We start from the raw sequence: 23,464 nt of genomic DNA on the forward strand, positions 1-23,464 counted from the left end.
TACACGCAAGAGATTTACGATTGTTGGTCAATTTGGCTGGTAGAAGTGTCAGGTTTTTGATCTTGTACTGCGTGTTACCGTCCGGCTATTAAAATAATGGGAGACCGTTGGCGCTCATTAAAATTTGAATTCTCGGGTAATTTTCCAGTGAGAATTGTATTAATCAAACCAATCTGATTGATATTGTTTTGACTTTATTTAAAGCAGGGGTGCGGGATGAATTCGAAGCATGATGAAAAGGCCATGAGCAACAGCCGGCGCGATTTTCTGACCGGCGCATTGAAACTGACTTCCGTCGGCGCGCTGGCGGGGTGGTTGCCGGCGGAGCAGGTCAGCGCGGCGCGCCTGGCCTGCGCCCAGCCGAGCAACTTTCCGGCCGATATCGCGCTGTACAAGCAGACCTTCCAGAACTGGGCCGGCGACATCAAGGTGGACGATGTCTGGTCTTGCGCGCCGCGCACGCCGGACGAAGTGGTGCGCGTCGCCAACTGGGCCAAGGACAACGGCTTCAAGGTGCGTCCGCGCGGCATGATGCACAACTGGTCGCCGCTGACGGTGGCGCCGGGCGCGGCCTGCCCGTCCATCATCCTGCTCGACACCACCCGCAACCTGACGGCGATGTCCATCGATCGCTCGGGTCCGGTGGCCAAGGTCACCGCCCAGACCGGCATCACGATGGAGGCGCTGCTGACCGGGCTGGAGAATGCCGGGCTGGGCATGACGGCCACGCCGGCGCCGGGCGATCTGACGCTGGGCGGCGTGCTGGCGATCAACGGCCACGGCACCGCGATTCCGGCCAAGGGCGAGAGCCGGCCGGCCGGCGCCAGCTACGGTTCGGTCAGCAATCTGGTGCTGAGCCTGACCGCGGTGGTGTACGACAGCGCCAGCCGCAGCTACGCGCTGAAGACGTTCTCCCGCAACGATGCGCAGATCGCGCCGCTGCTGACCCACGTCGGCCGCTCGCTGATCGTCGAGGCCACGCTGCAGGTTGCGCAGAACCAGCGCTTGCGCTGTCAGAGCTGGTTCAACATCCCGTATACCGAAATGTTCGCTCCGGCGGGCAGCGGCGGCAGGACTTTCGCCAGCTATCTGGACAGCGCCGGCCGGGCGGAGGCGATCTGGTTCCCGTTCACCACCAATCCGTGGCTGAAGGTGTGGAGCGTCTCGCCGAGCAAGCCGGCGTTCAGCCGCGAGACCACCCAGCCGTTCAATTACAGCTTCTCCGACAATCTGCCGAATGAAGTGACCGATCTGGCCAGCAAGATCATCAATCTGGGCAACGGCAGCCTGACGCCGGCCTTCGGCAAGGCCCAGTTCGTCGCGGCTAGCGCCGGCCTGGTGGCGACGGGGACCTGGGACTTGTGGGGCTGGTCGAAGAACCTGCTGCTCTACGTCAGGCCGACGACGCTGCGCGTCACCGCCAACGGCTACGCGATACTGACCCGTCGCGACAGCGTGCAGCGGGTGCTGAACGAATTCACCACCTTCTATCAGTCCAGGGTGCAGGCTTATCAGCAAATGGGCCGCTACCCGATGAACGGTCCGGTCGAAATCCGCGTGACCGGCCTCGACGACCCGAGCGAAGTGGCGCTGGCGGGCAGCGTGGCGCCGGCGCTGTCGGCGATACGCCCGCGGCCCGATCATCCGGAATGGAATGTCGCGGTATGGCTGGACATCCTGACCTTGCCGGGCACGCCGTACGCCAATCAGTTCTACCGCGAGATCGAGCAGTGGATCCTGTCCAACTTCAGCGGCGACTACGCGGCGGTGAGGCCGGAGTGGTCCAAGGGCTGGGGCTATAGCGACCAGGCGGCGTGGTCCGACGCCAATATGCTGCAGGCCACGATACCGAACGCCTTCCGCGCCGGCCAGGTCGCCAACAACTGGGACGCCTCCAAGGCGGCGCTGGCGAGCTACGATCCGTACCGGCTGTTCTCGTCTCCGTTGCTCGACAGCCTGGGCATCTGATCCCGCCGTCCGTTTCCGGGCGGAAAGCCGGCGGTGCCCCGATGGGCACCGCCGGTTTTTTCATTTGGCGGGACATGGCCGTCGCTATGATAAAATGCACGGTTTGCAATGCATTGATTCGATGGGAAGCCGCGATGGCGAATAGACGGGAAGAAAAGCTGGACGAGGAGACGTTGGCGTTGCTGGCCTGGTGCGCGGAGGTGGAGACGCATCTGGTCGCCGCCGGCGCGACCGAGGCCGAGGCGCAGGAGCATATCGAGGAACAGGCCGAGTGGTATACCGACCAGTTCTTCGAGGGCCTGACGCCGGAAGAGGCGGCCAAGGCCGCGCTGGCATGAGGCAGCGCATCGCCGTCATCGACTTCGAGACCAACGGCGCATCGCCGGGGCCGGACTGCCGCGCCACCGAGATCGGCGTGGCGATGGTGGAGGACGGCCGCGTCGTCGATCGTTTCCAGAGCCTGATGAACGCCGGCGTCTGGGTGCCGCCGATGATAGAGCGGCTGACCGGCATCAGCAACGCGATGCTGAGGGACGCGCCGCCGGCCGGGCAGGTGATGGCCGAGGCCGCCCGCTTTGTCGGCGACGCGCCGCTGGTCGCGCACAATGCCGGTTTCGACCGCAAGTTCTGGGATTACGAGCTGGCGCAGCTGGGACTGGCGCGTCGGCAGGAATTCGCCTGCACCGTGCTCTTGTCGCGCCGCCTGCTGCCGCAGGCGCCGGACCACAAGCTGGGCACGCTGGCGCGCTGGGCCGGCCTGCCCGATACCGGGCGCGCCCACCGCGCGCTGGCCGACGCCGAGATGGCGGCCCAGCTATGGCTGTTCCTCGGCGATACGCTGGACCGGCAGTTCCAGCTGCCGGGCATCGACCATGCGCTGCTGTGCAAGCTGCAGAAGGTCGCCGCCGCCAAGGTCGGGCCGTATCTCCGGGAGTTGCGGGCCGCAATGCCGGCATGAGGAGCGGAAGCCGAGGCTTCCGCTTGTCGTTTCATGTTTCGGCGCATCGGCGCCGGAAAGGGAGAGGCGGCATGGATTCGATACACCAGGCGGCCAGCCAGGGTTTTTCCAAGGAGGCGCAAGCCTACGAGCGCGGCCGGCCGGCGTATTCGCCGGCGCTGGCCGGCTGGTTGCGCGACAGCCTCGGCGTCGACGCCGCCACGGCGGCGCTGGACCTGGGCGCCGGCACCGGCAAATTCACCCGCCTGCTGGCGACGGTGGCCGGCGAAGTGGTGGCGGTGGAGCCGGTGGACGAAATGCGCGCCGAGCTGCAGGCAAGCCTGCCGGGGCTGAGGGCGCTGAAGGGGACGGCCGAGGCGATTCCGCTGCCGGACGCCTCGGTCGACGTCGTCACCTGCGCCCAGGCCTTCCACTGGTTCGCCGGCGAGGACGCGCTGCGGGAAATCCACCGGGTGTTGAGAGCCTGTTCAAGGTCTTTTTGTGAGCAGCGCAGCCCAGCCAGCAGGCCAGATGCAAGGCGGAGGGCGTAGGCCTTGGCATTCCAAGGCCTAGCCTGACAACGCCGCAGATGGCCTGCTGGCTGGGCTGCCCTCTGGGGCCGTTTTCTGCCGGCGCATGGCTTTGTCAAACGTCCCTTGCAGTGAACGACACTGCGGTGGGCCGCTTTCCGCGCCCTGCATCCGGCAGAAAACGGCCGCTGCCACAAAAAGACCTTGAACAGGCTCTTAAGCCCGGCGGCAAGCTGGGCCTGGTCTGGAACGTGCGCGATGAATCCTGCGACTGGGTCGCCAAAATCACCGGTCTGCTGGCGCCGTACGAAGGCGATGCGCCGCGCTTCCATTCGGGCAGGTGGCGGTTGCCGTTCGAATCGTCCCGGTACTTCTCGGTGCCGGAGGCCAGCGCGTTGCCGCACAGCCATGTCGGCAGCCCGGAACGGGTGATCGTCGACCGCTTCCTGTCGGTCAGCTTCATCGCCGCCTTGCCGGACGACGAAAAACGGCGCTTCGCCGAAGCGCTGCGCCGTCTGATCGCCACCGATCCGGACTTGAGCGGCAGGGAGGAAGTGGCGTTTCCCTACCGCACCGAAGCCTATTGCTGCGTCCGCCTGTAGCCGCGCTCAGTCTATCTGCAGCGGCGGGAAGGACTTGACCAGGTCGTCTATCGCCTTGATCTCGGCCAGGAACGGCTCCAGCAGCGCCAGCGGCAGCGCGCTGGGGCCGTCGCACTTGGCTTCGGCCGGATTCGGATGGGCCTCGAGGAACAGGCCTGCCAGGCCGACGGCCATGCCGGCGCGGGCCAGTTCGGCCACCTGGGCGCGGCGGCCGCCGGAGGCGGCGGCGCCGGCCTCGCGCTGCTGCAGCGAGTGGGTGACGTCGAAGATGACCGGGCGGTTGCCGCTGACCTTCTTCATCACGCCGAAGCCCAGCATGTCGACGACCAGATTGTCGTAGCCGTGGCAGCTGCCGCGGTCGCACAGGATCAGCTGCTCGTTGCCGGCCTCGACGAATTTCTCCACCACGTTCTGGATCTGCGGCGGGCTCATGAACTGCGGCTTCTTGATGTTGACGACGCGGCCGGTCTTGGCCAGCGCCACCACCAGATCGGTCTGGCGGGCGAGGAAGGCCGGCAGTTGCAGCACGTCGGCCACTTCGGCCACCGGCGCGGCCTGCCACGGTTCGTGCACGTCGGTGATCACCGGCACGCCGAACGTCTCTTTCACCGCCTGCAGAATCCTGACGCCTTCTTCCAGGCCAGGGCCGCGGTAGGAGTGGATCGACGAGCGGTTGGCCTTGTCGAAGCTGCCCTTGAACACGTAGGGAATGCCCAGCTTCTGGGTGACGCGTACGTATTCCTCGGCTGCGCGCAGCGCCAGATCGCGCGATTCCAGCACATTGACGCCGCCGAACAGCGTGAACGGCGCCTGGTTGCCGACGGTGACGGACGGGGAAAGGGGGACGTTGATCAACGGAGTCTTCCTGTATTCGTGCGCGGCCGCTCGCAAGGCGCGGCCGGATTGGGCAAAACGACATGATATACCCGCGGCGCGGCGCGGGCCATCCTCAGCGTCTGTTCCCGGCCTTTCGCCGGGAGCGCAGGCGCGGCTCAGGCCCCGCCTTGCGTCACCACGTCGGGCACCGTGTCGGCGGAGCGGACGCAGCCGTCGACCGAATCGACCAGGCCGTCCCGCTTCATGCCGAGGCACCACTCGGCCTTCAGCTTCTGCTTGGCCTGGCAGGCGTGGGCCGACGGCTTGCCCGGATCGATCTTGTTCGCCTTCGCCGTCGAGAAGATGCAGGACTGCATCTTGGGGCTTTCTATCTCGTCCGATTCGTTGCGCTGCTGGCAGACCGCGATGATCCAGTGCATGGGCTCGCCGGGCGCGCCGGCCGGGCAGGCGGCGAAGATCGGCAGGCTGGTCGATGCCAGCGCGAGCGCGATGAGGATGTTGCGCATGGTCCGGCTCCGGATTCGCGTGCGGATTGTCGAGGGCGGGATCGTAGCATGGGCGTGTCGCCGCCGCGAGAGACGGCGCCATGCCGAGCGGGTATAGTGGGCGTTTCGCCGCCCAGCATAAGGATAAAGCCATGGCAGATCTGTCCGTCTTCCCCATCACCGGCAAGTGGCCGGCAACGCATCCCGACCGCCTGCAACTGTATTCGCTGCCGACGCCGAACGGCGTCAAGGTCTCCATCATGCTGGAGGAGACCGGCCTGCCTTACGAGGCGCACCTGGTCAGTTTCGAGAGCAACGACCAGCTGTCGCCGGCCTTCCTGTCGCTGAACCCGAACAACAAGATCCCGGCCATCCTGGATCCGAACGGCCCGGACGGCCAGCCGCTGGCCTTGTTCGAGTCCGGCGCCATCCTGATCTACCTGGCCGAGAAGACCGGCCGGCTGCTGCCCGGGGATCCGGCCGCGCGTTACGAAACCATCCAGTGGCTGATGTTCCAGATGGGCGGCGTCGGACCGATGTTCGGCCAGCTCGGCTTCTTCCACAAATTCGCCGGCAAGGACTATGAGGACAAGCGTCCGCGCGACCGCTACGCCGCCGAGTCGCGCCGCCTGCTGCAGGTGCTGGAGAGCCGGATGGCCGGCCGAGCCTGGATAGGCGGCGACGAGTACACGATAGCCGACATCGCCATCTGGCCGTGGGTGCGCAACCTGGTCGGCTTCTACGGCGCAGGGGAGCTGGTCGGCTTCGACGACTTCCCCAATGTCCAGCGCGTGTTGCAGACCTTCGTCGAGCGGCCGGCCGTTCAGCGCGGCCTGGCGATACCGGCGCGCGATTGAGGCTCTCCGAGCCGGGTCCTCGTCTCCGGCGGATTCAGCGCAAGGCGCCGCGCTTCACGCGCGGCTCTCGCATGCTGCCGCTATCCATCTTCCAGCCGCCGTCTTGTTTGACCGCCACGTAGCGGGCCTTTTCCTCGCCGCCCCTGGGGTTGGGCTTGCTCGTCGGATGGGCGGGTAGGGGCCAATCGGTAGCGGACTACGAATTCGCAGCGGCGCCAGCCGCATTGCCGCGGCGGGATGCCGCAGCCGGCGATCGGCGTCTCCATGTCCCAGCCCGCTTCATCCTGGACGACTGCCGGCCTGCTGGCGCAACCGCGGGCGATGCAGATGATTGCAGCCAGGCCGATACGATAGGCATCGGCCGGCCGTCGCCGTGCATTTTCTTCGAATGCAAGCTGCCCGTCAGGATGACGCGATGTCCGGGCACCATTCGCCATGGTGGTCAAATCCGGCATCGGATCGACGCCATCGACCAGGCCGCCTGCATGGTATTCCGCAGGGCTTCCCCTTCTGTCCATTCCTCTCGCAAGCGGCGCGCACCGTCCGGGCTGTCTGGGGCCGATGGTTTGCGCCGGAAACGGAAACGAGGTATCTTCCAATTTAGATAAGTACTTATCTTTCTGGTCGAATCTTGACGGGAAGTTTGAAAGTAAAACGTCAGGATGCGGGTGTATATGTCAAATCAGCCTGCTGCGGCACAAGACGTGCATGCCGCGGGCGATGTCCTTCAAGGTGAATGCATGAAAAGAATGATTGCTGTTTTGCTGGCTGGCTTGGCTTTTTCTTCCGCCGCGGTTTCGGCGGCCCCGATGGTGCTGACGTACTACTCGGATTATCCGGGCAATTATGCGGCGCTGACCAAGTACTACTCGAACTTCAACGCGGTTTCCGTCGACTTCTACAACATCACCAGGGAAGGCGCGATCACCGGCAATGGGGCGGCCGCGCCGACTAATGCGCTGTCATTCCTGCGAGACAGAAAAATCGCCGCCTATGGCTGCATTTCCAATGTCGACAGCGATTGGAGCGCGGACATTGCCCATGCGGTGTCAACCACCGCGTTGACTCAGTCTGTGGCCAATCTGGTGAAGTTCGCCCAGGCCAATGGCTTTGCCGGCATCAACATCGATTTCGAGGCGGTGGCGCAGGGCGACCGCAACAACTTCAGCAACTTCATCCAGACGCTGGGCCGGGCATTGCACGCCAAGGGGCTGAAGCTGATCGTCAGCGTGCCGGCTTTTTCCACCAAGGATGAGAACCACGAGGCCAATTATGGTTACGACCTGCAAGCGTTGGGCGCGGCGGCCGATTATCTGCAGATCATGACCTATGACGAAACCATTCCCACTTGGGGGCCAGGCCCGGTGGCGGGGTCTGACTGGATGGAAAACGATCTGGACTACGCGGTATCGCGGGTGCCGGCGAGCAAGATATTGAACGGCATTCCCGCCTATGGCTATGACTGGAAGGCGGACAACAGCGGCAAGCAACTGTTCTGGAGCAAGACCCAGGCCTTGATCGACCAGTACGGCGTCAAACCGCGCTACGACGTAGGCACTCACTCGGTCAACTTCACCTACGCCGCGAAGGACGGCAGCGGCCGGCATACCGTCTGGACCGAGAACGCCCGCAGCGTGGCGCTGAAGGCCGGCCTGGTGAACGCCTACGGACTGGGCGGCACGTCCTTGTACGCGCTGGGCATGGAGGACGCCGGTTTCTGGGCCGCCGTGAAGCAAGGCCTGGCGCAGTGATGGCTGATTGTCGGCGATGAAAAAAAAACCGGGCCTCGGCCCGGTTTTTCGTTTGGGATGGCCGGATCACCAGCGGCCGCCCAGCGCGGCGATCAGCGCCACGCTGCCGGTGTACTGGCGATTGACCACGGTCCACAGATTGTTCTCGGCGGCGATGCGGGCGTTCTGCGCCGACAGCACGTTCAGGTAGGCGACGGTGCCGGCCCGGTACTGGTTGAGCGCGATGGCTTCCGCCCGCTTGGCGGCGGCCAGCGCCGCCGTCTGCATGCCCGATTCGTCCTTCAGCAGGCTCTGCGCCGACAGATTGTCCTCGACGCCCTGCAGCGCGGCGAGCACGGTCTGGCGGTAGCCGGCGACGCTGGCGTCGTAGGCGGCGATCGCCTGGTCGGTCTGGGCGCTGCGCAGGCCGGCGTCGAACAGCGTCAGCGCCAGCGACGGGCCGACCGACCAGATGCGGTTGGGCAGCGTCACCCAGTCGGCGAAGCTGGAGCCGCGGTAGCCGCCGCTGGCGCCCAGCGTCAGCGTCGGGAAGAAGGCGGCCTTGGCGACGCCGATCTGGGCGTTGGCGACGGCCATATTGCGCTCCGCCGCCGCCACGTCCGGCCGGCGCTCCAGCAGCGCCGACGGCAGGCCGGCCGGAATCTGCGGCAGGTGGGGCGTTTGCGTTGCGGGCGGCAGCGAGAAGCTGGCCGGCGCCTGGCCCAGCTGGGCGGCGATCGCGTGCTCCAGCTGGGCGCGGGTCAGCCGCTTGTCCACCGTCGCCGCCTGCGCGGCGTGCCACTGGCTTTCGGCCGAGGCCACCGCGTCGTCGCCGACGATGCCGGCGGCGAACTGGTTGCGCGTCAGCTTCAGCGCCTCGGCCAGCGCCTTTTCGCTGTCGCGCAGATTGGCCAGCTGCCGGTCGGCCACCACCAGTTGCAGGTAGGCGGTGGCCAGCTGGGCCTGGCTGCTCAGGCGGATGGCCGCCAGCTGGGCTTCGGACGCCTGCTGCTTGGCCTTGCCGGCCTCGACCTCGCGCCGCACCGCGCCCCACAGGTCCACTTCCCAGCTGGCCGACAGGCCCAGGTTGTAGCTTGTCGCGGCGCCGGCGCCCGGCGTCGTCACGCCGTGGCTACGGGAGGCGTCGGCGCTCAGCGACGGAAACAGTCCCGCCTGGGCCTGGCGCAGCTGGGCCTGGGCCTCGCGGTATTGCGCCTCGGCCTGGGCGATGGTCGGGCTCTGCTTGTTCAAGGTGTCCATCAGGCCGTCCAGCGTCGGGTCCTGGAATACCGTCCACCAGTCGCCGCGCGGCATCGCGTCCTGCGGTTCGGCGCTCTTCCAGCGGCCGTCCTCCTTGAAGCCGGCCGGGATGTCCAGCTTGGGCCTGGCGTAGTCGGGACCGATGGCGCAGCCGGCCAGCGCGGCGGCGGTGAAGAGGGCGCACAGGCCCTGTTTCAGCGGTGTTCTTGTTCTATTCATGGCTATCATTCCTCTTTGCCGCCGGCCAGCGCGCGGCCGTGGCTGCCGCGCCATTTCAGGCACCACAGGCGGAAGCGGTCCAGGTACAGGTAGACGATGGGAGTGGTGTACAAGGTCAGCAGCTGGCTGAGCAGCAGGCCGCCGACGATGGAGATGCCCAGCGGCGTGCGCATCTCGGCGCCGTCGCCTCGGCCCAGCGCCAGCGGCAGCGCGCCGAACAGCGCCGCCATCGTCGTCATCATGATCGGGCGGAAGCGCAGCAGGCAGGCCTGCAATATGGCTTCCTGCGGCGGCAGCTTCTGCTCGCGCTCGGCGGTCAGCGCGAAATCTATCATCATGATGGCGTTCTTCTTGACGATGCCTATCAGCAGCAGCACGCCGATCAGCGCGATGATGTTGAACTCGCCGCCGGTGGCCATCAGCGCCAGCAGCGCGCCGACGCCGGCCGACGGCAGCGTGGAGAGGATGGTGATCGGATGGACCACGCTCTCGTACAGCATGCCCAGCACGATGTAGACCGCCACCAGCGCCGCCAGGATCAACACCGGCTGGCTGTCCAGCGAGGCCTGGAACGACTTGGCCGTGCCCTGGAAGCTGGCGTGTATGCTGCTGGGCAGGCCGATGTCGGCGATGGCCGCGTCTATCGCATGGGTGGCGTCGGACAGCGAGTAGCCCGGCGGCAGGTTGAAGGAGATGGTGGTGGCCGCGAACTGGCTCTGGTGGTTGACCGACAGCGAGGTGTTGGTCGGCTTCCAGCTGGCGAAGGCCGACAGCGGCGTCGGCGAGCCGCCCGGCGTCTGCAGATAGATGTCGCGCAGGCTCTCCGGGCTCTGCCAGTACTGCGGCGCCACTTCCAGCACCACGTGGTACTGGTTCAGCGCATTGTAGATGGTGGAGACCTGGCGCTGGCCGAAGGCGTCGTTCAGCACCGAGTCCACCTGCGCCTGGGTCAGCCCCAGCCGCGCCATCGCCGCGCGGTCGAAGTTCAGCGAGGTCTGCAGGCCCTTGACCTCCTGGTCGTTGTTCAGGTCGGCCAGGAAGGGGATCTTGCTCATCGCCAGCTGCACCTTCGGCGTCCATTCGCGCAGCTCGTTCAGATCGTCGCCCTGCAGCGTGTACTGGTACTGCGCGTTGCTGGCGCGGCCGCCGATGCGGATGTCCTGCACCGACTGCAGGAACAACTGGGCGCCCGGTTCCTTGGCCAGCTTCTTGCGCAGCCGCGCGATCACCTGATCGGCGTTCTCCTTGCGCTCGGACAGCGGCTTCAGGCTGACGAACATGTTCGCGCCGTTGCGCTGGCCGCCGCCGGTGAAGCCGACGACCTTGTCGACCGCCGGATCGGCGCCGACCACGTTGATGAAGCGCTGCAGCTTGATCTGCATCGCCTGGAAGGAGATGCTCTGGTCGGCGCGTATCATGCCGGTCAGGCGGCCGGTGTCCTGCTGAGGGAAGAAGCCCTTGGCGATCACCACGTAGAGGAAGACGTTCAGCGCGACGGTGGCGCCCAGTATGACCATCATCAACCGGCTGTGGCGCAGCGCCCAGGTCAGCGAGCGGCGGTAGCCGTCCAGCATCGCGTCGAACGCGCGCTCGCTCCAGCGGAACAGCTTGCCCGGCTCCCGGTGCGCGTCGTGCGGCTTCAGCCAGCGCGCGCACAGCATGGGCGTCGTCGTCAGCGACACCAGCAGCGACACCATGATGGCCACCGACAGCGTCACCGCGAATTCGCGGAACAGCCGGCCTATGATGCCGCCCATCAGCAGTATCGGGATGAACACCGCGATCAGCGAGATGCTCATCGACAGCACGGTGAAGCCGACCTCGCGCGCGCCCCGCAGCGCCGCCTGGAACGGCTTCATGCCGTCCTCGATATGGCGGGAGATGTTCTCCAGCACGACGATGGTGTCGTCGACGACGAAGCCGGTGGCGATGGTCAGCGCCATCAGGCTGAGGTTGTTCAAGGAAAAGCCGGCCATATACATCACGGCGAAGGTGCCCACCAGCGACACCGGCACGGTGATGGCCGGTATCGCGGTGGCGCGGCCGTTGCGCAGGAAGAGGAAGACCACCAGGATGACCAGCGAGATCGAGATCGCCAGCGAGCGCTCCACCTCGGACAGCGAGGCCCGTATCGTCGGCGTGCGGTCCATCACCTGGTTGATCTTGATCGCCGGCGGGATCGACGCCTGCAACTGCGGCAGCAGCGCCTTGACCCGGTCCACCGTCTCGATGATGTTGGCGCCGGGCTGGCGGAACAGGATCAGCATCACCGCCGGCTGCTTGCCCAGCATGCCGGCGTTGCGCAGATCGACCACCGAGTCCTTGACCTCGGCCACGTCGGAGATGCGCACCGCGTTGCCGTTCTTGTAGCTGACGATCAGCGGCAGGTAGTCGCCGGCCTTGCCGGCCTGGTCGTTGGCCTGCACCTGCCAGTGGCGGTCGTCGTTTTCCAGGAAGCCCTTGGGCCGGTTGGCGTTGGTGCCGGTGATGGCGGCCCGCACCGTCTCCATGCCGATGCCGTAGTGGTTCAGCTGCATCGGGTTCATTTCCACCCGCACCGCCGGCTGGGCGCCGCCGCCTATGATGACGTTGCCTATGCCGTCCACCTGGGACAGCTTCTGGCCCAGTATCGAGTCGGCGGCGTCGTACATCTGGCCGCGGGTCAGGCTGTCCGAGGTCAGCGCCATGATCATGATGGGCGCGTCGGCCGGGTTGACCTTGCGGTAGGTCGGGTTGGACGGCATGCCGGTGGGCAGCAGCGAGCGGGCGGCGTTGATCGCCGCCTGCACGTCGCGCGCGGCGCCGTTGATGTCGCGGTCCAGGTCGAACTGAAGCGTGATATTGGTCGAGCCCAGCGAGCTGGACGAGGTCATCTCGGTGATGCCGGCGATCCGGCCCAGCGCGCGCTCCAGCGGCGTGGCCACGGTGGCGGCCATCGTCTCCGGGCTGGCGCCGGGCAGCTTGGCCGACACCGAGATCGTCGGGAAGTCCACCTGCGGCAGCGGCGATACCGGCAGCAGCTTGAACGCGATCAGGCCGGCCAGCAGGATGCCCAGCGTCAGCAGCGTGGTGGCCACCGGCCGGCGGATGAACGGTGCCGATGGAATCATGCTTCGAGCTCCCCGCTCGGCTCGGGCTTGTCCTTGCGGCCGAAGCGGCGCGCCAGCCGGTCGAAGGCCAGGTAGATCACCGGCGTCGTGAACAGCGTCAGCACCTGGCTGACCATCAGGCCGCCGACCATGGTGATGCCCAGCGGCTGGCGCAGCTCGGAACCCATGCCGCCGCCCATCATCAGCGGCAGCGCGCCCAAGAGCGCCGCCATCGTCGTCATCAGGATGGGGCGGAAGCGCAGCAGGCAGGCCTGGTAGATCGCCTCGCGCGGCGCCATGCCCTGTTCGCGCTCGGCTTCGAGCGCGAAGTCTATCATCATGATCGCGTTCTTCTTGACGATGCCGATCAGCAGGATGATGCCGATGATGGCGATCACCGACAGATCGGTGCCGGACACCATCAACGCCAAGAGCGCGCCGATGCCGGCCGACGGCAGCGTGGAGAGTATCGTGATCGGATGGATATAGCTCTCGTACAGCACGCCCAGCACGATGTACATCGTGACGATGGCGGCCAGGATCAGCCACAAGGTGTTGGACAGCGAGGCCTGGAAGGCCATCGCCGCGCCCTGGAACCTGGTGTCCATGCTGGCCGGCAGGCCCAGATCGGTCTCGGCCTGGCGGATCGCGTCCACCGCCTCGCCCAGCGACGCGCCCTGCCTCAGATTGAAGGAAATGGTGGTGGTGGGGAACTGGCCCAGGTGGTTGATCGCCAGCGACGCCGGCCGCTCCTCTATCGTCGCCACCGCGTCCAGCGGCACCGGTCCGCCGGCGGCGGTCGGCACATAGATGCCTTTCAGCGACAGCGGGTCGCGCTGGTGGTCCTTGTCCACCTCCAGCACCACGCGGTACTGATTGGTCTGGGTGAAGATGGTGGAGATCAGCCGCTGGCCGAAGGCGTCGTACAGCGCGTTGTCGACGGCGGCGGTGGTGACGCCGAGACGGGAGGCGACGTCGCGGTTGATGTTGACGTAGGCCTGCAGGCCCTTGTCCTGCAGGTCGCTGGCGACGTCGGCCAGCGCCGGCTCCTGCTGCAGCCGGTGCACCAGCTTGGGCACCCAGGTCGACAGATCGTCCTGGCTGGTGGCCTGCAAGGTGAACTGGTACTGGGTGCGGCTGACGCGCGCGTCTATCGTCAGATCCTGCACCGCCTGCAGGTACAGCGACATGCCGGGCACCTCGTCGGCGCGCCGCTGCAGCCGCGCGAGCACGGTGCGGATGTCGTCGCGCTCGCCCTTGGGTTTCAGATTGATCAGCAGGCGGCCGCTGTTCAGCGTGGCGTTGGTGCCGTCGACGCCGATGAAGGACGACAGGCTGTCCACCGCCGGGTCCTTCAGCAGTTGCTCGGCCAGCTTTTCCTGGCGGTCGGCCATCGCGCCGAAGGAGATCGATTGCGAGGCCTCGCTGATGCCCTGTATCGCGCCGGTGTCCTGCAAGGGGAAGAAGCCCTTGGGCACCCAGACGTACATCGCCGCGGTCAGCGCCACCGTGCCGATGGCCACCAGCAGCGTGGTCTTCTGGCGGTCCAGCACCCAGGTCAGCATCTTGCCGTAGCCGGCGATGATGTCGTCGAAGAACTTGCCGCTGGCGTGGTAGAAGCGGCCCTGTTTCTCTTCCGGCACATGTTTCAGCAGCCGGGCGCACATCATCGGCGTCAGCGTCAGCGAGATGAAGGCGGAAATCAGGATGGACACCGCCAGCGTGATGGCGAATTCGCGGAACAGCCGGCCGACGACGTCGCCCATGAACAGCAGCGGGATCAGCACGGCGATCAGCGAGATGGTCAGCGAGATGATGGTGAAACCTATCTGCTTCGAGCCTTTCAGCGCCGCCTCCATCGGCTTTTCGCCTTCCTCGATGTAGCGGGCGATGTTCTCTATCATCACGATGGCGTCGTCGACGACGAAGCCGGTGGCGATGGTCAGCGCCATCAGCGTCAGGTTGTTGATCGAGAAGCCGGTCAGATACATCACGCCGAAGGTGCCGACCAGAGACAGCGGCACCGCCACCGCCGGGATGATGGTGGCCGGCACATTGCGCAGGAAGACGAAGATCACCATCACCACCAGCGCGATGGCCAGCATCAGCTCGAACTCCACGTCCTCGACCGAGGCGCGTATGGTCACGGTGCGGTCGCTGAGCACGGCGACGTCGACCGAGCCGGGCAGCGTGGACTTCAGCTGCGGCAGCAGCGATTTGATGCGGTCGGTCACCTGGATCACGTTGGCGCCGGGCTGGCGCTGCACGTTCAGGATGACGGCCGGCGTCGTGCCCGACCAGGCGGCCAGCCGCACGTTCTCGGCCGATTCCACCACCTTGGCCACGTCTCTGACGTAGACCGGCGCGCCGTTCTGGTAGGCGATGATGACCTTTCTGTAATCGTCGGCCGACTGCAGCTGGTCGTTGCCGTCGACGGTGGACGCCTGCAGCGGGCCGTCGAAACTGCCCTTGGCCTGATTGACGTTGGCGCTGGCGATGGCGGTGCGGATGTCCTCCAGCGTCAGTCCCCGCGCGGCCAGCGCCTTCGGATTGCTCTGTATGCGCACGGCCGGGCGCTGGCCGCCGCTGATGCTGACCAGGCCGACGCCCGGCACCTGCGACAGCTTCTGCGCCAGCCGGGTATCGACCATGTCCTCCAGCTTGGTCAGCGGCAGCGTCGGCGAACTGACGGCTATGGTCAGGATGGGCGTGTCGGCCGGATTGACCTTGTTGTAGATCGGCGGGCTGGGCAGGTCGGACGGCAGCAGGTTGCCGGCGGCGTTGATCGCCGCCTGCACTTCCTGTTCGGCCACGTCCAGCGTCAGGTCCAGGCTGAACTGCAGCGTGATCACCGAGGCGCCGCCGGAGCTGGACGACGACATCTGCGACAGGCCCGGCATCTGGCCGAACTGGCGCTCCAGCGGCGCGGTGACCGACGAAGTCATCACGTCGGGGCTGGCGCCGGGATACAGCGTCACCACCTGTATCGTCGGATAATCGACTTCGGGCAGCGCCGATACCGGCAGCATGCGCCAGGACACCAGGCCGGTCAGCAGGATGGCGAGCATCAGCAAGGTGGTGGCCACCGGCCGCGTAATGAACGGACGAGAGGGATTCATGCGGTGTCCTTGCTCAGTTTGCCGCCGAGGCGTGGCGCTTGCCCCAGGCGCCGGTGCCGCGCTTCTTGCGGGGCTTGGCCTCGCCGGCCGCCGCCGACGCCGCCTCCTTGGCCTGGGCCGCGCGGTCTATCACCTTGACCTGGGCGCCGTCGCGCAGCTTGTCCACGCCGTCTATCACCACCCGCTGGCCCGGCTTCAGGCCGTCCTCGATGATGGTGTTGTCGCCGGAGACCGGACCGGTCCTGACCTTGGCGATGCTGACGGTGGCGTCGCCGCCGACGGTGTAGACGTAGTTGCCGACCTTGCCCAGCTGCACCGCCACCGTCGGCACCACCACCGCGTCCTTGCGCACGCCCAGCTGCAGATTGACGTTGACGAACTGATTGGGGAACAGCAGCTGCTTGTCGTTGGCGAACCTGGCCTTGATGTTGATCGTGCCGGTACTGGTGTTCAGCTGGTTGTCCAGCGCCAGCAGCGTGCCGTCGGCCAGCTTGTGGCGGTTGTCGCGGTCCCAGGCCTCGACCCGCAGCGATTTGCTTGCGGCGGCGGCCTGCAGCACCGCGTTCAGATTGACTTCGGGAATCGCGAACACCACGTTGATCGGCTGGGTCTGGGTGATCACCACCACGCCGTTGGCGTCGCCGGCGTGCACCACATTGCCGGGGTCGACCTGGCGCAGGCCGACGCGGCCGCCGACCGGCGCGGTGATGCGGGTGTAGTCGACATTGACGCGGGCGGCGGCGACGGCGCCCTGGTCGACCTTGACCGTGCCCTCGTACTGGTGGACCAGCGCCTGCTGGGTGTCGACCTGCTGCTTGGCGATGGAGTTCTGGCTGGCCAGCTGCTGGTAGCGGGCCAGATCGAGCCTGGCGTTCTCCAGCAGCGCCTTGTCGCGCAGCAGCTGGCCCTCGGCCTGGGTCAGCGCCGCCTGGTAGGGGCGGGCGTCGAGTTCGGCCAGCAGCTGGCCCTGCTTGACCAGCTGGCCTTCGTCGAAATGGATCTTCTCCAGCTGGCCGTCGACCCGGCTGCGCACCGTCACGGTATAGGTCGAATTGACGGTGCCCAGCGCGTTCAGCTGCAGCGGCGCGTCCATGGTCTTCACCGTCGCCACGCCGACCGCCATCGGCGCGCCTCCCTTGTTTCTGGCGGCCGCCTCCCTGGCGCTCTGGCTGTGCTGGTGCCACCACCAGCCGCCGCCCAGAACGGCGATGATGGCGATGACTATGGGCAGACGCTTGGTCTTGGCGGGAGTGGGGGTCGACATGCGGTGTGCTCCGGACGGACGGTTCGCTTGTTATTGATGAGGCAGAGCATGACATTATTTCATGCTTTCTGCCGCTTTATGCTGATAAACCAGCAGTCTATGCCGGTATTGCCATGTTGAAGAGTGAATGAATAATATGAGTCTGGTTTGAGCGGCGGGCCGCTTTGTGTTGTGAATTGTTAATTAAAAAAGAGCGTTTGATTTTTATATTACCGACCGTGAATGAAGCGCTTGCCTAAGGCATTGGCATTGCAGGATTTGCCGACAGCCCGCCGACGGCGCGCGGCGCGCCTGCGCTTTTACCGTTTATTTACATTGCATGTTGATTCCAGCGGCCCGGCGCGCGAAGAAGCGCGCCTCGGGCCGGGAGGGCGGCCCGGCGCCCAATGGCGCTGTGGCGTCTTGTCCTCACCCGGGCGGCGATCCGGCGGGCGGCCATCCCGCCTTGTCCGTCGTGGCTTTTCTTTCATTTCCGAACATGACATCTTCGTTTTTTGCGCAAATCGCCTGATCCGGACTAGGCAATGCCGGCGAACGATGTCATTCTTTTCCGCTTTGATTATTCGGACCCGGTTTTCGACCGACCGGGCGGCGCGGAAGCTTGCCGCGCGGCAGAACGATAGAGTGAGTTGGATATGAACAAGAAACAAGACGCGCCGGAGCTGAGGCGCTCGCTGCAGGCGCGCCACCTGTCGATGATCGCCATCGGCGGCTCGATCGGCACCGGCCTGTTCCTGGCTTCCGGCGCCACCATTTCCGGCGCCGGCGCCGGCGGGGCGTTGCTGGCCTACGCGCTGGTCGGCCTGATGGTCTACTTCCTGATGACCAGTCTGGGCGAGATGGCGGCCTTCATGCCGGTGTCCGGTTCCTTCCAGGTCTACGGTTCGCGCTTCGTCGATCCGGCCTTCGGCTTCGCCCAGGGCTGGAACTATTGGTACAACTGGGCCATCACGGTGGCGGTGGAGCTGGCTGCGGCCTCCATCATCATGAACTACTGGTTCCCGGGCATGCCGGGCGTGGTGTGGAGCGGGGGCTTCCTGGCCGTCATCTTCGCGCTCAACTACTTCTCGGTGAAGGGGTTCGGCGAGGCCGAATTCTGGTGCTCGATGCTGAAGGTGGCCACCATCGTGGCCTTCATCGTCATCGGCTTCCTGATGATCTTCGGCATCATGACCGAGCCGGATCCGAGCCGCATCGCGCCGGGCCTCTCCGTGATGATGCAGGGCGAGGGGCCGTTCGTCGGCGGCCTGGCCGCCTTCGTCGGCGTCGCCATGGTGGTCGGCTTCTCCTTCCAGGGCACCGAGCTGATCGGCGTCGCCGCCGGCGAGTCGGCCAATCCGGGCCGCACCATCCCGCGCGCCGTGCGGCAGATCTTCTGGCGCATCCTGATGTTCTACATGCTGTCCATCCTGATCATCGGCCTCATCCTGCCGCACAACGACCCGTCGCTGCTGAAGAACGACATGAAGGATGTCGGCGCCAGCCCGTTCACGCTGGTGTTCAGCCGCGCCGGCCTGGCCTTCGCCGCCAGCCTGATGAACGCCGTGATCCTGTCCGCCATCCTGTCCGCCGGCAACTCCGGCATGTACGCGTCCACCCGCATGCTGTACGCGATGGCCAAGAACGGCATGGCGCCGAAGGCCTTCGGCAAGCTCTCCGACAACGGCGTGCCGCGCAACGCGCTGTACGCGACCACGCTGGTGGCCTGCCTGTGCTTCCTGACTTCGCTGTTCCAGAGCAACGCGGTCTATATGTGGCTGCTGAACTCTTCCGGCATGACCGGCTTCATCGCCTGGCTGGGCGTGGCCATCAGCCACTACCGCTTCCGCCGCGCCTACGTGAAGCAGGGCTACAGCCTGGACGATCTGCCGTACAAGGCCAAGTGGTTCCCGCTGGGTCCGCTGTTCGCCTTCGCGTTGTGCCTGCTGATCATGCTGGGCCAGAACTACACCGCCTTCACCGCCGCCAAGGTGGACTGGAACGGGGTGATCGCCACCTATCTGGGCATCCCGCTGTTCCTGGCGTTGTGGTGGGGCTACCGCGCCAAGCACAAGACCCGCGTGGTCCCGCTGGACAAGATCGAACTGGCCGAGGCGCACCGCAAGGCGCTGGACCTGCGCGAGGAAGGCCGCGGCGGCAAGCTGGCCGCATCGAAAGCCTAGTCCTCTCCCGGTCCCCATGACAGCGACAGGCCCCGTTCGGGGCCTGTTTGCATTGGCGACCGTCACGACGGCGCGGCGCGCGCGTTCCCTTGACGGCGGACCCGGCTGGCGGGCCGCGCCGGCACGACAAAGGAGAGCGCAATGTCCATCATCGCAAGATGCACGTATCCGAATCCCATCAATAACGGCGCCTTGCCGCCGGTGCCGCGGCCGCAGGACGCGCCCTCGCTGGCGCCGGCCCAGGGCGACCATGTCTTCGGCGATGTGATCGGCGTGATCGACAACGCGCTGGCCGCCGTGTTTGGCGGCGGGGCGGTGTGGCGTCAGAGAATGAGAGCCTACAGCGTGCCTCTGGATGAGGCCTGGGCGGGCCTGGCCCAGCTGGATCTGGGCCACAGCGGCGCCAATCAGCCGCTGGTGGCCCGGCGGGGGGCTGCCGAGCGCGACCGGCATGCTCATATGTTCGGCGGCTACAGCGGTCGCCTGCAGTGGCAGTGGTGCGAAATCATTTGCGCCGGCTTTCCTGCCGGCGGAGGGGGAGAGGACAGGCGGATAGGCGGCAGGACCAAGGCCTGGCGCAGCGAGGTGTTGAAGGCGCTGGACGATGTGCTGGACAATCTGGTCGACGATACCGCCTTGCGGGCCTATATCGCCAATCCCGGCCAGGAACGCCAGGCGAATCCGGCCACGGTCTTCCACGACGCATTGTCGCTGGCGCGCGCCCAGGCCGTCACCGCGGGCTTGAACGGGCCCGGCAAGGCGCGCATCGAACAGGTGCTGCGCAATTACGACTCGCTGCGCAATGCGGTGCTTGGCCTGCTCGACCGCTTCGATACCGAGACCCGGACCTTCGATCCCACGACAGGGCGCTGGTCTTGAGCGCGTCCCGACGGGCCCGCGGCCGGGTCTGTCGGGACGTGAATCGGGATGGTAAAACCAGGCTGGCGCCTGCGCTTTTTTTATGGTTTCATTCGCCAAGCCGATAACATTTTAAACACCCGCCAGCGGAGCGCCGCATGCAGTTGCTGTCCATCTTCGTGACCAAATTCCTTTTCGTGATGGCGGCGCTGCTCCCCATCATGAATCCGCCGGGCCTGGTGCCCATCTTCATTTCGATGACGGCGCGCAACACGCCGCAGCAGCGGCGCTACCTGGCGCGACGCATCGCGCTGTACTGCGCGCTGCTGCTGGTCGGCAGCATGTATGTCGGCGGCTATGTGCTGTCCTTCTTCGGCGTGTCGCTGCCGGTGGTGCAGATGTCCGGCGGCCTGCTGATCACCTTCGCCGCCTGGCGCATGCTGAACGACACGCCGGCCGAGCCCAGCCAGGCCCCGGCCGAGCAGGCGCGCGCCGACAGCCAGGCCGAGCTGAAACAGCGCGCCTTCTACCCGTTGACCTTCCCGCTGACGGTGGGGCCGGGCTCGATCTCGGTCGCGATCACCATAGGCGCGACGCTGACCGGCAGCGGCAAGGGCATCGTCCGCTACGCGGTGGCGCCGCTGGCCGGCTCGGCCGCCATCGTGGCCTGCAGCGTGCTGGTCTATCTGTGCTACAGCCACGCCGACAAGCTGCTGCGCTATCTGGGGCAGACCGGCTCGGTGGTCTTCCTGCGGCTGTCGGCCTTCATCCTGCTGTGCCTGGGCGTGCAGATCATGTGGGACGGCTTCGGCGAGTTGGCCGGCCAGTGGCTGCGCGACAACGCCGCGCTGCTGCGCTGAGACTCCCCCTCGTTTGATCTGAGGCAAGGCGCGGGGGAGGGCGGCGGCTCAGACTGGGCTCATGACATCGTTTTAACCAAGGAGATGTTCATGGGCGTCAGCGCTTTCTTCATTCCCTCGTTCAATCTGATGGGCGCCGGCTGTCTGAGCCAGGCGATAGCCGAGATGCGCGGCCACGGTTTCCGCCGCGCGCTGATCGTCACCGACGCCGGACTGGTCAAGGCCGGCCTGGCGGGCCGGGTGGCCGAAATGCTGGGCCAGGCCGACATCGAGCCGGTGGTGTTCGACGGCGTTCACGCCAACCCCGGCTGCGCCGACGTCGAGGCCGGGCTGGCGCTGCTGCGCGACAAGCGCTGCGACGCCGTGGTGTCGCTGGGCGGCGGTTCGCCGCACGATTGCGCCAAGGCCATCGCGCTGGTGGCGGTGAACGGCGGCCGCATCCAGGATTACGAGGGCGTCGACAAGTCGGCCAAGCCGCAGCTGCCGCTGGTGGCGATCAACACCACGGCCGGCACCGCGTCGGAAATGACGCGCTTCTGCATCATCACCGACGAGGCTCGCCGCATCAAGATGGCCATCGTCGACAAGCACGTCACGCCGATACTGTCGGTCAACGATCCGGAAACGATGGCCGGCATGCCGCCGTCGCTGACGGCCGCCACCGGCATGGATGCGCTGACCCACGCGGTGGAGGCCTATGTGTCCACCGCGGCCACGCCGATCACCGACGCCTGCGCCTTGAAGGCGGTGGAGCTGATCGCCGGCTTCCTGCGCCGCGCGGTGCACGACGGCCGCGACATGGAGGCGCGCGAGGCGATGGCCTGCGCCCAGTTCCTGGCCGGCATGGCCTTCAACAACGCCTCGCTCGGCTATGTGCATGCGATGGCGCACCAGCTGGGCGGCTTCTACGATCTGCCGCACGGCGTCTGCAACGCGGTGCTGCTGCCGCATGTGCAGGCGTTCAACGCCGTCGAGGCCGGCGAGCGCCTCGGCGACGTGGCGCGGGCGCTGGGCGAAGCGGACGGCGACGCCCAGTCCGCCATCAGGGCGATCACCCGGCTGTCGGCCGATGTCGGCATTCCGCCGGGCCTGCGGGCGCTGGACGTGCGCGAGGCCGACATCCCGACGCTGGCCGACAACGCGCTGCGCGACGCCTGCGGCCTGACCAATCCGCGCCGCGCCAGCCACGAGGAACTGTGCGCGATCTTCCGCGCCGCGATGTAGCGCGCGCGGCCGACGACGGCGTTTGGGGCGAGAGGGGGGGCGCCAAATGCCGACGCCGGCCGGGCGATAGCGCCGGATGTGATTTAGCAAGCGCGCGGTTTTCAGGCAAGATAGCCGGGTAATGACAGCCGGCTCGCGGCCGGCGACGAGAAAGAGAGAAGCGAATGTCCGACCCGCATCACGCCCCCCTGCACCCGGAAACGCTGGCCATCCGCGCCGGCCGCGCCGTCAGCGAATTCGGCGAACACAGCCAGGGCCTGTTCCTCACCTCCAGCTTCACCTATGAATCGGCGGCGCAGGCCGCAGCGATGTTCCTCGGCGAAATCGACGGCTACACCTATTCCCGCTTCACCAATCCGACGGTATCGGCGTTCCAGCAGCGGCTGGCGCAGATGGAAGGCGGCGAGCGCGCGATCGCCACCGCCACCGGCATGGCGGCGATCCAGGCCATCATGATGACGCTGCTGCAGGCCGGCGACCACATCGTGTCGTCGCAAAGCCTGTTCGGCTCCACCACCAATCTGTTCGCCAACCAGCTGTCCAAGTTCGCCGTGGCCACCGACTTCGTCGACGCGCGCGACCTGTCCGCCTGGCGCGAGGCGCTGCGGCCGAACACCCGGCTGCTGTTCCTGGAAACGCCGTCCAACCCGCTGACCGAGGTCGCCGACGTCGCCGCGATCGCCGACATCGCCCACGCCCACGGCGCGCTGTTGGTGGTTGACAACAGTTTCTGTTCGCCGGCGCTGCAGCAGCCGCTGAAACTGGGCGCCGATCTGGTCATGCATTCCGCCACCAAGTTCATCGACGGCCACGGCCGGGTGATGGGCGGCGCCGTCGTCGGCAGCGACAAGCTGATCGAGCAGATCTATCTGCATGTGCGCGCGGCCGGCCCGTCCCTGTCGCCGTTCAACGCCTGGACGCTGCTGTCCGGCCTGGAAACGCTGCACCTGCGGATGGAGAAGCACAGCGCCAACGCGCTGGAGCTGGCGCGCTGGCTGGAGGCGCGGCCGGGCGTCGAGCGCGTCTACTATCCGGGCCTGGAGAGCCACCCGCAGCACGAGCTGGCGCTGCGCCAGCAGAAGAGCGGCGGGGCGGTGGTGTCCTTTGTCGTCAGCGGCGGCCGCGAGGCGGCATGGCGCGTGGTCGACGCCGTCGAGGTGATCTCGCGCACCGCCAATCTGGGCGATGTGAAAACCACCATTACCCATCCGGCCAGCACCACCCACGCCCGCGTCACGCCCGAGGCGCGCGCCCAGGCCGGCATCGTCGAGGGGCTGTTGCGCATCAGCGTCGGCCTGGAAAACGTGCTCGATCTCCAACAAGATCTGTTGCGGGGTCTTGACTAAGCGCTTTTAACGCGTGTTTCATTCAAACGGCGGTCTAAAATCAGACTGCCGTTTTTGTTGGCCCAAAAGCGATGGAGGGCGGGGCGATGGGGACATGCCTTGACATCCGTCAAGTTA

Annotated in this window: 18 protein-coding genes; 12 read left to right on the forward strand and 6 right to left on the reverse strand. The window is 66.4% G+C overall.

The features are described 5' to 3' along the window. The first annotated feature begins 243 nt into the window (after positions 1 to 243). The 5 genes from WNM05_RS10800 to WNM05_RS10820 all read left to right on the forward strand — a co-directional run bounded on the left by WNM05_RS10800 (position 244) and on the right by WNM05_RS10820 (position 4,037). Positions 244 to 1,968 carry a cholesterol oxidase substrate-binding domain-containing protein gene (locus WNM05_RS10800; RefSeq protein WP_434634927.1) on the forward strand — a complete coding sequence of 575 codons (1,725 nt, stop codon included), beginning with the start codon at positions 244 to 246 and terminating at the stop codon, positions 1,966 to 1,968. A gap of 134 nt (positions 1,969 to 2,102) precedes the next feature. Next, positions 2,103 to 2,306, forward strand: coding sequence for a hypothetical protein (locus tag WNM05_RS10805; protein WP_434634930.1), 204 nt, complete (start codon positions 2,103 to 2,105; stop codon positions 2,304 to 2,306). Next, positions 2,303 to 2,926 (forward strand): 3'-5' exonuclease, encoded by a 624-nt coding sequence (locus tag WNM05_RS10810; protein WP_434634932.1) that lies wholly within the window; start codon positions 2,303 to 2,305, stop codon positions 2,924 to 2,926. The genes WNM05_RS10805 and WNM05_RS10810 overlap by 4 nt, the downstream gene beginning before the upstream one ends. A gap of 71 nt (positions 2,927 to 2,997) precedes the next feature. Next, positions 2,998 to 3,456 carry a class I SAM-dependent methyltransferase gene (locus WNM05_RS10815; protein ID WP_434634935.1) on the forward strand — a complete coding sequence of 153 codons (459 nt, stop codon included), beginning with the start codon at positions 2,998 to 3,000 and terminating at the stop codon, positions 3,454 to 3,456. Positions 3,457 to 3,686: 230 nt separating this feature from the next. Further along, positions 3,687 to 4,037, forward strand: a complete 351-nt coding sequence (locus WNM05_RS10820) for a hypothetical protein (RefSeq protein ID WP_434634938.1) — start codon at positions 3,687 to 3,689, stop codon at positions 4,035 to 4,037. 6 nt (positions 4,038 to 4,043) lie between these two features. On the opposite strand, the gene kdsA is transcribed toward WNM05_RS10820, so the two are convergent. Both kdsA and WNM05_RS10830 read right to left on the reverse strand, forming a co-directional pair. Beyond that, entirely contained in the window at positions 4,044 to 4,892 is an 849-nt protein-coding gene (gene kdsA, locus WNM05_RS10825; RefSeq protein ID WP_434634941.1) for a 3-deoxy-8-phosphooctulonate synthase, read from the reverse strand. Between the two features lie 137 nt (positions 4,893 to 5,029). Then, the gene (locus tag WNM05_RS10830; RefSeq protein ID WP_434634944.1) at positions 5,030 to 5,380 is read right to left on the reverse strand and encodes a hypothetical protein; all 351 of its coding nucleotides are present in this window, start codon (positions 5,378 to 5,380) and stop codon (positions 5,030 to 5,032) included. A gap of 131 nt (positions 5,381 to 5,511) precedes the next feature. Between WNM05_RS10830 and WNM05_RS10835 the strand changes: the two genes are divergently transcribed. Beyond that, positions 5,512 to 6,216: a glutathione S-transferase N-terminal domain-containing protein gene (locus WNM05_RS10835; protein ID WP_434634946.1), complete on the forward strand. Its 705-nt coding sequence runs from the start codon at positions 5,512 to 5,514 to the stop codon at positions 6,214 to 6,216. A gap of 674 nt (positions 6,217 to 6,890) precedes the next feature. Next, the gene (locus tag WNM05_RS10840; RefSeq protein ID WP_434634949.1) at positions 6,891 to 7,967 is read left to right on the forward strand and encodes a glycosyl hydrolase family 18 protein; all 1,077 of its coding nucleotides are present in this window, start codon (positions 6,891 to 6,893) and stop codon (positions 7,965 to 7,967) included. Positions 7,968 to 8,033: 66 nt separating this feature from the next. On the opposite strand, the gene WNM05_RS10845 is transcribed toward WNM05_RS10840, so the two are convergent. The 4 genes from WNM05_RS10845 to WNM05_RS10860 are packed head-to-tail and all read right to left on the reverse strand — an operon-like array spanning position 8,034 to position 16,897. Next, entirely contained in the window at positions 8,034 to 9,425 is a 1,392-nt protein-coding gene (locus WNM05_RS10845) for an efflux transporter outer membrane subunit (protein ID WP_434634951.1), read from the reverse strand. A gap of 5 nt (positions 9,426 to 9,430) precedes the next feature. Then, positions 9,431 to 12,535, reverse strand: a complete 3,105-nt coding sequence (locus WNM05_RS10850; protein WP_434634954.1) for a multidrug efflux RND transporter permease subunit — start codon at positions 12,533 to 12,535, stop codon at positions 9,431 to 9,433. Then, complete coding sequence (locus WNM05_RS10855; protein WP_434634957.1) at positions 12,532 to 15,633, reverse strand: MdtB/MuxB family multidrug efflux RND transporter permease subunit; 3,102 nt, start codon at positions 15,631 to 15,633, stop codon at positions 12,532 to 12,534. The genes WNM05_RS10850 and WNM05_RS10855 overlap by 4 nt, the downstream gene beginning before the upstream one ends. A gap of 13 nt (positions 15,634 to 15,646) precedes the next feature. Next, on the reverse strand, positions 15,647 to 16,897 hold the full coding sequence (locus WNM05_RS10860; protein WP_434634960.1) for an MdtA/MuxA family multidrug efflux RND transporter periplasmic adaptor subunit: 1,251 nt from the start codon (positions 16,895 to 16,897) through the stop codon (positions 15,647 to 15,649). Positions 16,898 to 17,532: 635 nt separating this feature from the next. Here WNM05_RS10860 and WNM05_RS10865 point away from each other — a divergent pair. The 5 genes from WNM05_RS10865 to WNM05_RS10885 all read left to right on the forward strand — a co-directional run bounded on the left by WNM05_RS10865 (position 17,533) and on the right by WNM05_RS10885 (position 23,347). Next, the gene (locus WNM05_RS10865; protein WP_434634962.1) at positions 17,533 to 19,059 is read left to right on the forward strand and encodes an amino acid permease; all 1,527 of its coding nucleotides are present in this window, start codon (positions 17,533 to 17,535) and stop codon (positions 19,057 to 19,059) included. A gap of 141 nt (positions 19,060 to 19,200) precedes the next feature. Next, positions 19,201 to 19,938, forward strand: coding sequence for a hypothetical protein (locus WNM05_RS10870; protein ID WP_434634963.1), 738 nt, complete (start codon positions 19,201 to 19,203; stop codon positions 19,936 to 19,938). A 137-nt stretch (positions 19,939 to 20,075) separates the two neighbouring features. Next, positions 20,076 to 20,777: a MarC family protein gene (locus tag WNM05_RS10875; protein ID WP_434634965.1), complete on the forward strand. Its 702-nt coding sequence runs from the start codon at positions 20,076 to 20,078 to the stop codon at positions 20,775 to 20,777. Between the two features lie 90 nt (positions 20,778 to 20,867). Further along, entirely contained in the window at positions 20,868 to 22,001 is a 1,134-nt protein-coding gene (gene yiaY, locus WNM05_RS10880) for an L-threonine dehydrogenase (protein WP_434634967.1), read from the forward strand. Between the two features lie 164 nt (positions 22,002 to 22,165). Then, positions 22,166 to 23,347, forward strand: coding sequence for an O-succinylhomoserine sulfhydrylase (locus WNM05_RS10885; RefSeq protein ID WP_434634970.1), 1,182 nt, complete (start codon positions 22,166 to 22,168; stop codon positions 23,345 to 23,347). Positions 23,348 to 23,464: the final 117 nt, after the last annotated feature.

It is taken from the genome of Chromobacterium sp. CV08 (assembly GCF_051129845.1).
Classification (GTDB): Bacteria; Pseudomonadota; Gammaproteobacteria; order Burkholderiales; family Chromobacteriaceae; genus Chromobacterium.

Coding starts and splice junctions, on each gene's coding strand:
- WNM05_RS10800 (WP_434634927.1), top strand. CDS start 244: ATGAGCAACAGCCGGCGCGATTTTCTGACCGGCGCATTGAAACTGACT.
- WNM05_RS10805 (WP_434634930.1), top strand. CDS start 2,103: ATGGCGAATAGACGGGAAGAAAAGCTGGACGAGGAGACGTTGGCGTTG.
- WNM05_RS10810 (WP_434634932.1), top strand. CDS start 2,303: ATGAGGCAGCGCATCGCCGTCATCGACTTCGAGACCAACGGCGCATCG.
- WNM05_RS10815 (WP_434634935.1), top strand. CDS start 2,998: ATGGATTCGATACACCAGGCGGCCAGCCAGGGTTTTTCCAAGGAGGCG.
- WNM05_RS10830 (WP_434634944.1), bottom strand. CDS start 5,380: ATGCGCAACATCCTCATCGCGCTCGCGCTGGCATCGACCAGCCTGCCG.
- WNM05_RS10835 (WP_434634946.1), top strand. CDS start 5,512: ATGGCAGATCTGTCCGTCTTCCCCATCACCGGCAAGTGGCCGGCAACG.
- WNM05_RS10840 (WP_434634949.1), top strand. CDS start 6,891: ATGTCAAATCAGCCTGCTGCGGCACAAGACGTGCATGCCGCGGGCGAT.
- WNM05_RS10845 (WP_434634951.1), bottom strand. CDS start 9,425: ATGAATAGAACAAGAACACCGCTGAAACAGGGCCTGTGCGCCCTCTTC.
- WNM05_RS10850 (WP_434634954.1), bottom strand. CDS start 12,535: ATGATTCCATCGGCACCGTTCATCCGCCGGCCGGTGGCCACCACGCTG.
- WNM05_RS10855 (WP_434634957.1), bottom strand. CDS start 15,633: ATGAATCCCTCTCGTCCGTTCATTACGCGGCCGGTGGCCACCACCTTG.
- WNM05_RS10860 (WP_434634960.1), bottom strand. CDS start 16,897: ATGTCGACCCCCACTCCCGCCAAGACCAAGCGTCTGCCCATAGTCATC.
- WNM05_RS10865 (WP_434634962.1), top strand. CDS start 17,533: ATGAACAAGAAACAAGACGCGCCGGAGCTGAGGCGCTCGCTGCAGGCG.
- WNM05_RS10870 (WP_434634963.1), top strand. CDS start 19,201: ATGTCCATCATCGCAAGATGCACGTATCCGAATCCCATCAATAACGGC.
- WNM05_RS10875 (WP_434634965.1), top strand. CDS start 20,076: ATGCAGTTGCTGTCCATCTTCGTGACCAAATTCCTTTTCGTGATGGCG.
- yiaY (WP_434634967.1), top strand. CDS start 20,868: ATGGGCGTCAGCGCTTTCTTCATTCCCTCGTTCAATCTGATGGGCGCC.
- WNM05_RS10885 (WP_434634970.1), top strand. CDS start 22,166: ATGTCCGACCCGCATCACGCCCCCCTGCACCCGGAAACGCTGGCCATC.